The organism is Aliihoeflea sp. PC F10.4, assembly GCF_054612275.1.
In genome coordinates this window covers 3242821-3255693 of sequence record NZ_JBTSWH010000001.1, presented here as the reverse complement: position 1 = coordinate 3255693, position 12873 = coordinate 3242821, and the positions used below count along the sequence as shown (strand labels likewise).

9 protein-coding genes are annotated in these 12873 nt (G+C 60.5%); 4 read left to right on the top strand and 5 right to left on the bottom strand.

Translation table 11 applies throughout. The annotated features are described in order from the left end of the window. Entirely contained in the window at positions 1–684 is a 684-nt protein-coding gene (locus ACX82Z_RS16330; RefSeq protein ID WP_090598493.1) for an ArsR/SmtB family transcription factor, read from the top strand. A 499-nt stretch (positions 685–1183) separates the two neighbouring features. Here the strand turns inward: ACX82Z_RS16330 and ACX82Z_RS16325 are convergent, their stop codons facing one another. Continuing rightward, complete coding sequence (locus ACX82Z_RS16325; protein ID WP_459590125.1) at positions 1184–1735, bottom strand: TetR/AcrR family transcriptional regulator; 552 nt, start codon at positions 1733–1735, stop codon at positions 1184–1186. Between the two features lie 121 nt (positions 1736–1856). Between ACX82Z_RS16325 and ACX82Z_RS16320 the strand changes: the two genes are divergently transcribed. Genes ACX82Z_RS16320 through ACX82Z_RS16310 form a run of 3 tightly spaced genes read left to right on the top strand, consistent with a single transcriptional unit; the run spans position 1857 to position 5189 of the window. Continuing rightward, positions 1857–2846 (top strand): HlyD family secretion protein, encoded by a 990-nt coding sequence (locus ACX82Z_RS16320; RefSeq protein ID WP_459590124.1) that lies wholly within the window; start codon positions 1857–1859, stop codon positions 2844–2846. Continuing rightward, on the top strand, positions 2833–4038 hold the full coding sequence (locus ACX82Z_RS16315; protein WP_459590123.1) for an ABC transporter permease: 1206 nt from the start codon (positions 2833–2835) through the stop codon (positions 4036–4038). The genes ACX82Z_RS16320 and ACX82Z_RS16315 overlap by 14 nt, the downstream gene beginning before the upstream one ends. Continuing rightward, positions 4035–5189, top strand: a complete 1155-nt coding sequence (locus tag ACX82Z_RS16310) for an ABC transporter permease (RefSeq protein ID WP_459590122.1) — start codon at positions 4035–4037, stop codon at positions 5187–5189. The genes ACX82Z_RS16315 and ACX82Z_RS16310 overlap by 4 nt, the downstream gene beginning before the upstream one ends. Before the next feature lie 366 nt (positions 5190–5555). Here the strand turns inward: ACX82Z_RS16310 and ACX82Z_RS16305 are convergent, their stop codons facing one another. The 4 genes from ACX82Z_RS16305 to ACX82Z_RS16290 form a co-directional block, all read right to left on the bottom strand. Next, a complete protein-coding gene (locus ACX82Z_RS16305) occupies positions 5556–7460 on the bottom strand; it encodes a UvrD-helicase domain-containing protein (RefSeq protein WP_459590121.1) in 1905 nt (634 codons plus the stop codon). Positions 7461–7462: 2 nt separating this feature from the next. Then, a complete protein-coding gene (locus ACX82Z_RS16300) occupies positions 7463–9445 on the bottom strand; it encodes an ATP-dependent nuclease (RefSeq protein WP_459590120.1) in 1983 nt (660 codons plus the stop codon). Between the two features lie 87 nt (positions 9446–9532). Beyond that, positions 9533–10984, bottom strand: a complete 1452-nt coding sequence (locus ACX82Z_RS16295; protein WP_459590119.1) for an argonaute/piwi family protein — start codon at positions 10982–10984, stop codon at positions 9533–9535. Further along, positions 10984–12864 (bottom strand): SIR2 family protein, encoded by a 1881-nt coding sequence (locus tag ACX82Z_RS16290; protein WP_459590118.1) that lies wholly within the window; start codon positions 12862–12864, stop codon positions 10984–10986. Before ACX82Z_RS16290 ends, ACX82Z_RS16295 begins: the two co-directional genes overlap by 1 nt. Positions 12865–12873 lie beyond the last annotated feature (9 nt).

Genomic DNA, 12873 nt, shown 5'->3' with positions numbered 1-12873 from the left:
ATGAAAGAAGGTCCGGACATCTCACATATTGCCAGCCTGATTGGCGATCCGGCGCGCGCGAACATGCTGACGGCGCTGATGGTCGGCAAAGCCCTGACGGCCAGCGAGCTTGCGCAAGAAGCCGGCATTACGCTTCAGACCGCGAGTTCCCATCTGAGCAAGCTTGAGAAGGGCAACCTGTTGCGCCCGCGCAAACAGGGGCGGCACAAGTATTTCTCACTGGCAAGCGACGAGGTCGCGCATACGCTCGAGGCACTGATGGGACTTGCGGCGAATGCTGGCCACCTGCGCTCCAGGCCCGGCCCTCGGAACGCTGCGCTGAGGGAGGCACGGGTCTGCTACAATCACCTCGCAGGGGAAATGGGGACGCGGCTCTACGAGAGCATGATCACGCGGCAGTTATTGCGGCTGAATGGGGAGGAAGTTGAACTCACGACTGCGGGCGCGGGTTTCGTTCGGGACTTCGGGATCGACCTTGATGCGCTAAAGGCGCAACGATCCGCCTTGTGCCGCCAATGCCTTGACTGGAGCGAGCGGCGCTCGCATCTGGCAGGAAGCCTGGGGCGGGCGATGCTTGTTCGCATCGAAGAACTGGGCTGGGCCAAGCGCGATACGAAAACCCGCATCGTGGCGTTCAGTCCGAATGGTAAAGTGCGCTTTGATGAGTTGGCCGCCCGAGGCTGAAAGGGGTTCGGCGGACAAATTGAAGCCCCATCGCTAGCACCACTACGTGTCTGCTTTTCGGCAAGCGCAGAGAAGGCTGTGATGACCGCAAAGAGGTCGGGAGTCGCCGTTTGCTGGTCTTCAAGTTTTATCGGGCTGTAGCGTGGAATCGGCGGTTTCGCATGCCGGTCGGTGGGTGTGCGGTGATCGGCGGCAATGTCGCGCTGTAGAGGGCAATCGGCGGTATCTGGCGCGCCGTGCCGGGTGAAGATGATAGCTACATCTACGCTATAGCCCTCTAAATCTAGGCACAAGCGAATGGCTCCAACGGGGGGGACTGCTGTCAGTCCGCTTATGGGGTTTCATGTGGGGAAAGCGGACATGGCTAAGCCGACGTGCCTTTCCATGGGGCGGGGATGACGCTGCCGCCATGCCGAGGCCGTCCTTCTGCGTTGCCCTGGCTTCTGGCATGGCGGCACAAGCGACCTTGCTACTTCATCCCATCCAATCGGTATTTCATTCAGATCAATGCGCGTATGAACGCTCCGATCAGATCGTCGGCCTCGATGTCATTGGGGATCTGCCCCTGCAGCGCGAAGCCGGACCAGAGGGCGGAAAATCCGAGCGACATCAACATCGGCGGCAGTTTCGTTTCCACGCCATATTGCTTTCGGATTGCTTCGATCGCATGTGCGATGAAGGCATGCTGAGCGGCACGCAACCGGTTGTAAGCCGCAGCAAACTCACGATCTCTTAGCGCGTGAACCTGGAATTCGAGCATCACCAGTGTTCCGGCTCTGTCGTCCTGCATGGATTTGAGCCAAGCGCCCAGTCGCTCCATAATCACTTCGAGCGGCCCTTCCCCGAGCAGAATGGCCTTCATCCAGTCCAGCCGGACCCGCATGTGTTCTTCCAGTACTGCTTCGAGAAGAGCGTTGCGCGTTGCAAAATTGGAGTAAAAGGCGCCCTGGGTGTAGCCGGCACGCTCCGTGATGCCGCGTATGGAGGCGCCGGAAATTCCGTTCTCGAAAATCTCGGCGTTCGCAGAGGCGATTAGCGCCTCGCGCGTCATCTGCTTTCTGTCGGCGTGTCTCATCGCACTCTTTCCGATCGATGCTCTTCATATTTATATATCGCTTGACATATAAATATCAACTGACATATTTATGTATCGGATCAAGGATGCCATTATCATGAAATCGAGAATCGCCTTCATTATTGTCGTCGCCGTGCTCGCCGGCGTTGCGGCCCTGTCCATATGGGCCTCCCTGGCGCCTGCCATCGTTCTTGTTCAGGGCGAGGTGGAGGCCACGCGTGTGGATATCGCGCCCCGGGCGTCGGGCCAGGTGGCTGCGGTGCATGTCAATGAAGGCGAACGCGTCGAAGCTGGCGCGCTACTGATCGAACTCGACAGCCCCCAACTCATGGCAGGTCTGGCCTCGGCTGAAGCGGCGGCGCGGGTCGCGCAAGCCGACCGCGAGCGCATCAACAGCACCCGTCCCGAGGTGATCGAAGCCCGCGAGGCGGAACTCGCGAAGGCCGAGGCCGATCTCGAACTCGCCCAGCAGACCTATGATCGCCTCGTGGCGCTGACCGAACGTTCGGTTGCTTCCCAGCAGCAGCTCGACAGCGCCGAAAACTCGCTCTCCGCCGCCCGTGCCGGAGTCACGTCGGCTCAAGCCAACCTGACCCTTGCGGTCAACGGCGCCAGCCCTGAAGAGCGCGCGGTCGCCGACGCGCAGTTGCAGCAGGCGGAAGCCTCCCTCAACCAGGTCCGCACCGATGTCGCGGAGTTGTCCGTCTCCGCTCCGATCTCGGGCGAAGTGGTCAGCCGGGTCGCCGAGGTCGGGGCGCTCGCCGCCTCGGGCGCTCCGCTTCTGTCCATCGTCGATCTGGACGATGTCTGGTTCACGTTCAATCTGCGCGAGGATTTTCTGGACGGTTTGCAAGTCGGAGACGTGCTATTGGTCGACGTTCCCGCCGTCGGCCAGGATGACCTACAGGTAAGCGTCACCTCGATCAGCGCATTGGGCGCATACGCCAACTGGCGGGCGACGCGGGCGACGGGGGATTTCGATCTGCGCACCTTCCAGATCCGCGCCCGCCCTGTTGGACCCATCGAAGGCCTGCGCCCCGGCATGAGCGCCATCATCGACTGGCAGGCCGGTCATGTTGGCCGCTGAAAAAGCGGTGCGGCCGGGGGTCATGCGGGTGGCCCAGCGCGAGTTGCGCCGCATCGCCAGCCGTCCCGCGCTGTCCTTTTTCGTTCTGACCTTACCGCTTCTGGTCTTTCTCATGCTCGCCTCGATCTTCCGGGCCGGCGTGCCGACCGACCTGCCGGTGGCGGTGCTCGACCTCGATCGCAGCGCCCTTTCCCGCCAGATCGTTCAGGCGGTAGACGCGGCGCCCGAAGTCGCGGTCGCTCATCGCCCGCTCGATCTTTCTGAGGCGCGGCACCTGGTTCTGAGCGGACAGGCCTATGGTGTGGTGCTGTTGCCCGCCGAATTGGAGCGCGACGTGCGCGCTGGCCGTCGTCCGGAGGTGGTGCTGTTCTACAATAACCAGTTTATGACCCCCGGCAGCGCCGTGGCGCGAAGCATGCAGACCGCGCTCGCCAATGTGAACGCTGGGATGGCGGTTTCCATGCGCGTCGCGCAAGGCGAACCCAACCATCAGGCGATACAGGCGGTCAATCCCATTCCCGTGCAGCAAAGCCCGCTCTTCAATCCCACGCTGGACTATGTCCACTTCCTGCTGGCCGCCCTGATGCCCACCGCGCTGCAAATCTTCATTTGCGCGGCGACCGCCTATACCGTCGCGCTCGAGCGGTTGAGGCCGGGTAGGTTGAGAGCCATGACGCGGCTCGGCGGCGGGGTGGTGCCTGCGATGCTCGGCAAACTTTTGCCCTACACCGTCATTTTCGCGACCGTCCTCGCCCTTGGCGACGCATTGCTGCTCTTTGTCTATGACATGCCGTTCAACGGCAGCATGCCGATCTATCTGACCGGCAGCCTCCTGTTCATCATCGCCTATCAGATGATCGGGGTGGTTTTCGGTCTGGCCGCCGGGTCGATTTCGCTTGCGCTCGGCGCAGCCGGCATCTTCACTGCGCCGGCCTTCGGGTTCATCGGGGTCAGCTTTCCCCGTCTCGCCATGCACGGTTTCGCGACATTCTGGAGCGTCCTCTTGCCGCTCACCTGGTATATGGACCTCCGCGTGGACCAGATGCTGCGCGGCGCACCGGTGGACATCTCGCTCGCTTCCCTCGGGGCTCTGGGGTGGTCGACCCTGGCCTATGCGGTTCTCGCGGCGCTGCTGCTGGTCATCCGGCGACCCCGCGACGCCTCCGGAGAGATGAAGGAGGTTTCGGCATGAAAGCGTGGTTCGAAGAATTCCAAGGCGCCTTTTCGGCCATATTCAAGGATCGGGCCGCCTTCTCGATCATGGTTCTGGCGATCATCGTCTATGGCTTGCTTTATCCTCAGCCCTATCTGGGCGAGGTGGTGCGCGAGGCGCCCATCGTTGTGGTCGATCAGGACAATTCCGTCACGTCCCGGGAATTGCTGCGCCGTATCGGCGCCTACGACACGGTGCAGATCGCCGGCTCGGTTCCCGACATGGTGACCGCGCGCAGGGCGCTTCAGGCCAGGCAAGCCTTCGCCATCCTCGTCATTCCCGAATTCTTCGAGCGCGACCTTCTGGCCGGGCGCAGCGCGCCTGTCGCCGCTTATGGCGACGCTAGCTATTTCCTGCTCTACAACACGACCATGACGGCCATCACCTCGGTCGCCCGCGAAATGGGAGCAGAAATCACCGCCGGACGCATGGTGCAGCAAGGCAAGGGTGCTCGGGCGGCTGCCAGCATCCAGCCCATGACCGTGACGGCGGTGCCGCTGTTCAATCCCCAGGGGGGCTACGCCAGCTATGTCGTGCCCGCCTCGGCCGTCCTCATCCTGCAACAGACCCTTTTGATTGGGGTCGCGCTTCTGAACACCGGTGCGGCAAACGCCCGCCGCAGCGTCCGGCCGTTCACCGTCCTCACCGCGCGGGTCGCGGCCTACGGCCTGCTTTATAGCATATGGATGCTGGCCTATCTGGTGTTGCTGCCGGTCATTCTCGGCATGCCGCGCATCGGCGGCCTACTTGATCTTTTCATCCTCGGCGTACCCTTCATTCTCGCGACCATTTTTCTTGGGCTTGTCTTATCCATGGTCCTGCCAGTGCGTGAATGGGCGATCCTGGCCATGATGACCATGGGCATCCCGCTGTTCTTCCTATCAGGCGTGGCATGGCCCATCGAGATGTTGCCGCAATGGATGCAACAGGTTGCGCTCGCGGCCCCTAGCACCTCGGCCATTCCTGGCATGGTGCGCATCAATCAGATGGGCGCCTCATGGCAGGACCTCATACCTCAGGTGGCGACGCTCTGGATTCTGACTGCCGCATATGCCGCGGTCGTCCTCGCCGGACTGCGCTTGTTGCGCGGCAGACACGGACTGCCAGGTCAAGCCGTGCTCGACAGGTGAAAGGCGGCAGGTCAGCCTACACGGCTGCCCAACCCTTGCTCGCGCGCAGCCTGTCGCCCGTAGCCATGCCGTTGATGCGGCGGCGATCAGGATTAATCGAACGATGTCTGCTTTTGCGGAGAGGCGGACGCACTCGCTATGGCCGAGATGAGGTCGGGAGTTGCCGTTTGCTGGCCTTAAGTTTTATCGGGCTGTAGCGTGGAATCGGCGGTTTCGTATGCCGGTTGGTGGGTGTGCGGTGATCGGCGGCAATATCGCGCTGCGGAGGGTAATCGGCGGTATTTGGCGCGCCGCGCCGGGCGATGATGAGAACTACGTCTACGCTATAGCCCTCTAACGCCGCATTCTACAATGGTTTAAGAGAGGTCACGCGACATCTACCGTCTGCACCCCCGCCTTGCCGAGAAGCTCATACAACGTTGCGATTTTCGTTCGTGTACCTCGACGCGCGCAGTAAGAAAAAACGACGCGCTGCTTGGCGCGCGTGAAGGCGACGAAGAACCCCGCCGTCGCTTCGATTTGATCGCCGGCAAAACTCCACCATGCTCCATCGTCCAGACCGACAAAAATGACGCTGTGGTATTCAAGTCCCTTACTTTTATGGATCGTCATCAGCGGTATCGCGTGAACGCCTTCATACGCATCGAGCGCCGATGCCCAGGCAACGCCACCGGCGCAGGAAGCCGCGAGATGAACAGCGGCGGCATCGAGCACCTTATCGAGCCATCCGCCCTGACCATAGGCAGGATGGACCGCGATCAGTCGTTCCCGGCCGACAAATGCTAGAATGTCATCCACCATGGATCGAGCAACTGCTTTCGAGGCTGGTGGAGTGGAATGGGCGGCTGCCAACTTGAGTGCGTATGCGTCCAGTTCGCGGGAAAGTCTGGCCTGCGCCGCCTCTTCGTCGGGTGCGATCCCGTGAAGCGCCGCCAGCGCCTCTTGGCAATCCGTCCAGTGTCGGCCGGCCCGCTTTGTCATCGCGAGGCGCAGAATGGCGATGACTAATTCCGAAGCTTCCTCGGCCAGCAACTCTTGGAGCATGACCGCGCCGACGGTACCGGCCTCATTACGCAGGGGAATTCCGGCGGCGGCAAAAGCTGGTTCGAGGACTGCTGCATAATCGACTGCCTTTTGCCGGACGAGCAGAACGAAATCGCGCGGGCCAAGGTTGTGGGTTTTCATTTCCGCGACAACGAACGCCGCCAGGCGACCCGCTTCGACCTCCGGCGTCGAGAAATCCCAGATTGCGCAACTGTCTCCGGCGATCGTGCCTGCCGTTTTCGATACCGGAGCCACGGCGCGGGCGTCCAACGCCTGTGCAAGGACATGCTGGATACGCACCAGCTCGGGTGATGACCGGTAGTTGTTGAAGAGCGGCGTCCGTTTCCCACCAAAATCGGCGTCGAACGCGGTGAACGGATCATCCATCGCCATCGCCCAGCGCATGATCTGCTGCTTGTTGTCACCGACAGCCGTTATCACCGTCTCAGTGCCGAGAAAGATGGTTCGAACCAGATCATATTGGATCTGCGTCGTGTCCTGAAACTCATCCATGAACAGGTGCGAATAGGTCAGTCGAAGCGCGTCACGCGCCATCGGATTGACCCGCAACAGGAGTTCGGCGAGCCGCCCGATCATGGGGAACGACAGGATGCTCTTCTTGCCTTCGTGAAGCGAGGTTTGCCAGAAGCGGTTAGCGGCCCATTGGCCCGGCGTCGGCTTTGACCAACCGTCCACCGGGAGCGGCGACCCAACAAGATGACGGCGCTCGAATGTCTTCACCGCTATCGCCTGGAGGTCGGCATAGGTGCCAACTGACGCAGGAGGCGTGCCGACCGTCTGATACAGAAAATCGCGGTAATCACGATCATTGGGGAAGATGATGTCGTAATCGGGCCGTGGCCGCCAGCGTTCGGGCAGCGCCTGACCAAAGCGGTCAATAAGCCCTTTCGCAAAGGCGTCGAAGGTCATCGAGTCGAAGCGCCCGGCATGATTGCGATGGCAGCGCTGACGGACGCGCGCAGCGAGGTTGGTCGCGGCATCCCGCTTGAAGCTGATCGCGAGAATACGCCTTGGCGCGGGTGCCGCGCCTGTTTGAAGGAGATAGGCGGCGCGTTGCGCCAGCAGTTCCGTCTTGCCCGCGCCGGGGCCGGCGATGACGGATCGATTGTCTGTCGAGCGAACGACCTTCAACGCATTTGCTTCGAGCGCTTCCACGCCCACCGGCTTCCAATCATCGGGGCGAACCCGTCGCGACAGCACCGCCATGGCTAATCCCGCCGCAACGACTTGGCGATATGCTTCAGAATCTCGGCCAGAACCGGAGGCATGTTCTCGGCCAAATCCTTTTTCTTGATGTGAGTCAGAGCTGCGAGATGCGTTGCAGGCTTGCTGTTGGTGAGGAAGTGATAACGGTAGGCTGGCAGAAGCGCCGGATAATCCTTGAATGGGCCAGTGTAGAGAGTGAGCCCTGACCCCGCCGTCCCGAGCACCACTTCCGCCGCCTTATCAGCAGCCATTTTCGGACCGCCGCCCTTGGGGATAATCGCTTCATAAGCGTCGGGGAAGGCCTCAAGCATAGCCAGATCGAGATCGAGAGGTGATGAGAAAAAGACCCCATGCGGTTTGAGGCTGTCGACCCAAGCCTTTAGGTTCTTGCGGTCTTCGGCATCCTGCCAAGTGTGCATCGTCGCGAAGTCGGCGTCGGACAAGATGCCCTTGTCAATCTTCAGGAGCGTGGCTTTTGGCGCGCCAAATTCGATGAGTTTTTCGATCATCGTCTTCACCCGCCCAAAGCCACCGCCGTCGCGACCCAGATCGAGATCGAGAAGGGTCGCGTGTGGGATGCCGAGATGTTTCAGCAATCGCCAGAAATGCTGCACATGCCGCCCGCCCAAGGGCACGATGGCGACGAAGGCAGGATCGATCAGGAGATCGAGCGCATCGGCCAAGGGTGGCAGTACGATCCGTTCCGAGTCGCCTTCGACCAGCAGGACGAACCTGGCGAAGTAGAGTTCAGGATATGCGAGCATAGCGCCACGGACGAACTTGGACGCCTCGTCAATGCCCGGCGGAATCTTGATTTTCTTGACCGTCGAGACCCGCGTCTTCGGGTCGCACCGGCAGTAGCGGACCTCTCGCGGATTGACGCGGCTCAGCACCGCTGGCGAATGGCTGGTGACGATCGCCTGCACGCCGCCAGCGTCGGTTAGGGACCGAACCTGACCAATGATACGCGCGAGGAAGTATGGGGAGAGATGATTTTCCGGCTCTTCTAGCGCGAACAGCGTAAGCGCCGGGATACGGAGGGTATCGTCACGGAAGCCGTCCACGGTGCCAGCAACAACCTCACGCTCCAAATCAAACACTGCCGCAGCCAACGCGAAATAGAACAGCGATTGCTGCCCGTCGCTCAGGGCGTCGAGACCGCGTTCCTGGCCGTCCGGTCCCTGCTCGAAAATGACGGCGATCTTGCTGATGATGTCCTCGAACCGGCGACTGACCAAGCTGAGCCGGGGTTTCGTATCGACAACATCGTCGTGAAGCCCGGACCAGCGCGCCTGCAAGGCTTTGCCGATTGCGGCGATGGCCGACTCGCCCTCGAAAGCTGTCGCCAGGCTTTCGGTGGCTTCCTGAACGGCCTCTTCTGTTTCGGACGACCATTCGATAGCTCGCAGCAGGCGCGCAGCGAGCGCCCCTGTCGTCGCTTTGATCTGCGCCGCGGCGTCCCGGCTTGCTGGTGTGTAATAGAGTTGGATCAGGCCGCGATCGGCCGCCGACACCGGATGGCACTTGTCCTCGGCCGGCTCGTCATCGAGTGTATCGACCCAGAATAACTCCTGCGAAACCTCTCCGTCGACCGTGCCGTCATCTTCCCATCTGGCTTCAAGACGCAACCGGCAGACCGGCGACTTACCCTCCCGTTCGATCTGCATATGCCTGAACGAGGGTGCGATCGTCTCTGGCGTCGCGGTGCCATCGGCCAACTCTGGCAGACCGATCGACACGTCGATAAACAAATCCTTAGGTTCACGATCGTCGGGATCGTCACCTGCGCCCAAGTGGAAATCCGAACGCTGAACCGTGCGCTGCGCACGCGACACGCCGAACAGTTTCGACAAGGCATGGAGCAGCGCGGTCTTGCCCGCCGCATTCGGGCCGACGACCGCCGTGATCTCGGGCGAGATCGGCACTGTGATCGGATCAGGGCCGAAACAGCGGAAGCCGGACAGGGTTACGGATTCGATACGCACATGCTTCCTTCCATCAGGCGGTCGACGGGGTTATCGCCTCCGTCGCGTGGTTGTTGATGTCCGTGTGAGGGATAAATCGCACTGCGCTCACATGAACAGTCGATAAGGGTAAGCGTTTCGGGGCAGATCTGGGACATTCGCAATCGTGCGGGCTAATTTTTGTGAATAACGAATACTGACCGGCACCGGGTCGTAGAGCGCATCGTTATTCCAGTCCATTTTCGTCAATGCGAGCGCCTCGTGAGCGATTAGCTCAAGTGGTCCGCTACCCGCATGGCGAACTAATTGAAGTGGGCGAGGTATACTTTTCTTGCCCTGATAATAGTCACCTTTGGTAGATACTTCGGGCGCATTACCGGCGACCCATACCAGCGCGGAATTGCCCGAGCGAACCACCATCGTCCCCCTTGGCACGGGATAGCCTGACGGCTTTGTAGGTGGCTTTTGCTGGCCGGACTCTATCAGCCAGACGCCGCGCCAGCAGGATGCCGAACTCACCTCGACGCATTCGATCTCCGCGACCCCGGCCAGCGCATCGAACGCCCCTTCGATCTCGCTATCCTTGAACGCCGTAGTCTTGTGGATGACCATCCGCCTGGGGAGGTTGCCACCATTGCGGCCTTGGTAGAGCGAAACGCTGCGAGCAAGGACCGCGCGCATGTCGTCGCGGCTCAGAAACGGATTCCTGCGTGCCTCAGCAACGTCGGCAACGGGATCCTGAGCCTCGAAAGCCACGAACTGCATACCACCGCCATCCATGTCGAAGACCTGCGAGCAGCACGTCACATAATGTGCATCTCGCTGATCGCCTCGCAGCGCATAGGCGAGGCCAATGTAAGCCGTGTCGATCGGCACGCCGTTCAGCGGTGCCAGCTTCCACGGCGTACCGGCGGCTTTCACATAAAGAGCGGTTGCCAGTCTCCATGCGAGCGACGCCTTGTGCGTGAATGTGAAGGCACGGTCGTTCAGCACCTGGGTTGGGATATTGTATCGAGCGCCAAGCGCTTTGAGCACGTCATGGGCGTCGAAGAATTTGCTACGTGTGGCTGGACTCCAGCTATCTGGGAAATGAACAAGAACAACGTCGAACTCATTGCGTACCGTGTCGAGCCGTTGGAGCGCCGCTTCCATCGCGTGGTAAAGGCGAGTTTGCGGGTCGCCCTCTCCAGGCAACTCCCGAATATGCTCGGGCCATTTGATATGGGCCTCGCGCGGTGCCGCTTCGAGGGCGACGCGGAAAAGGCGCTCGAAGCCGGGATAGTGTGGAACATATTCCGACCTGTCGGACGGTCGATGCGCGTTCCTCAACAACAGCATCAGTTCGCCGCGTCTTCTAAAAGCGCTCTCCGGCCCTACTGTCGCGATCCTTATCCGTGGGGTGTACCCGCCGAATGACCCCTTCGAATAAGGCCCAAAATTCGCGAGCCCCCGAAGCGGATGGACATCTACCTGTGTGGAATCCGAGGGCGAGAAGGAAAGGTCCGGTTCAGCGAGTAGCGTGAACGGCGGAAGCTTTGTCGAAAGGACCGAACTACTCATCACGTGGTCCTGTCGAAATAAGCGTGGTGATGACCTGGGCGACTCCAACCCGTGACTGGCGAAACCTCGAACAGTGCATCTACTCCCGCACCGTCCTGCAACCCGAAAGCTCGCTTCGTCTTACCTCCGGAGTCGGTCAAAAGCTGAGCCCACGCGGCGATGATGCTTGCCCAGTTTCTGTTATAGCGTTGTGCCCAACGTTCCCTGCGCCAATCGCCTGCAGGATCTCCACCGCGCTCTGGCCGCGCGCCCATCGGGTCGGAACTTGAATTTTCCGGATGCTCCGAACTCCCAACCTGGGCTACCTCGACGCGCGGAATATGCACGAACGTGTAGGGCTCAAAGCCGAGCCACCAGCGTCCGTTGATAAGGTCCAGTTTCAGGAACAGTCCCTCCTGAAAGGGAAATCCTAGACCAGGAACAGTGCCCGTTAGATCGCTTTTATAGGCATTCCGAAGGTTGGATAGCAGTTGCGCGTTCCGACGTGCCTGCTCACGATCCTCTCCGTCGCGCGGTGAGGCTATAACGACGGAATGGCCATTACGCTTGTACCGCGGAATAAGCGGTAGGCGGCGTGCTAAGCTTCTGACCAGTGAATCGTAGATGAGGCCCATCGCCCAACTGTCTACGGCTGGATCGAGTTTGATTTCGCCGTCGAGGGTTGCCCCAAGTGATGCAAGCGCATCAACGACTTCTTGATCCCTGCCAAAAACAGCTAACTCTCGCCCGTTTGCCGCGACTGTCGCTTTAACGCCCTTGTCCTTGAGGATTTCGCGGATTGTGGGGGAGGTCGTGCTCTGCGCGAGCTTCACGCGACGGGCGGAGCGCGGCATGTTTTCGATCAGCAGCGAAGAATAACGCAAGACGGGAAAGTTTCGGGCCTCGGTGATCGGCAATTGTACTGGAACCAAGCGCGGCGTCGGACGCCCTTCCATCACGCGATCAAAAAGTGGCTTAGGCAGATCTGTTATCTTTACGATATCGGCAGCCAGCTCATCGAAGGTCGCACACTCGACGACGGCCACGTCCACGCCGGCCGCTGCGGCTCGACCCAGAAATTCGGTCACTGCGGGCAGCAAGCGCGACGCCGACGAGGTAAGCCAATAAAGTCCGTTGGGAAATGGCGACGGCGCGTCGAGAACCTCCGTCAGAGCCTCCATGATCGAAGCGTCACGTCCGCTATAGCCGACGAAGATCATTCCGAAGCGCTGGCCAGATTCCACCAACACATGCCGCATCCGGGTGTCCTGTTCCTCCAGTTCCGATCCCGTATTCTTAATCGCGATCGACTGGTAATCGCCGTGTAGCTTGGCGACTAATGGCCAGTCCGACTCATTGAGGCACCGCATGGCGCGGTCGGCGGAATCGATCGCCGCCACGGTCGGGCGGTTCTGCTCGCTTACTGGCAGGATCCCATTTGCCGAATGCGCCGACTCTTCGATGAGTGGATCGAAATTCGTCGTGAAAACGCAATCGACCTTGCCAGCAGCCATCAGACTGCCAAGTAATTTGTGTCCAAAACAGGGGCTACCCTTTGAGATCGCATCGTCAATATACTGGCGGCGATGACGGGCCTCTGGATACACCGCTTCAAAGGCCTTGGCATATTCCGTCGGATCGCCGTCAGGCGGCAACAGTGACGTTTGCCGGAAGAAGGCATCGATCCTGTCGATCCATATTGGGTCAGCGGTATCGATCTCCCGCTTTGACAGGTTCGTCTCGCGGCAAAAGATTTGCGCCTTGAAATCGCGGATCATGGCATAACCGGTCGGGATGCCGGATGCGGCCGATGCGCCGGCCCCGAGAAACCATGCCACCAGATTTGGCCTAAGATCGAAGGAGGTCGCGAACTGGGCGGCGGATAGAGTTTTTACAGGCACAGACTCCCC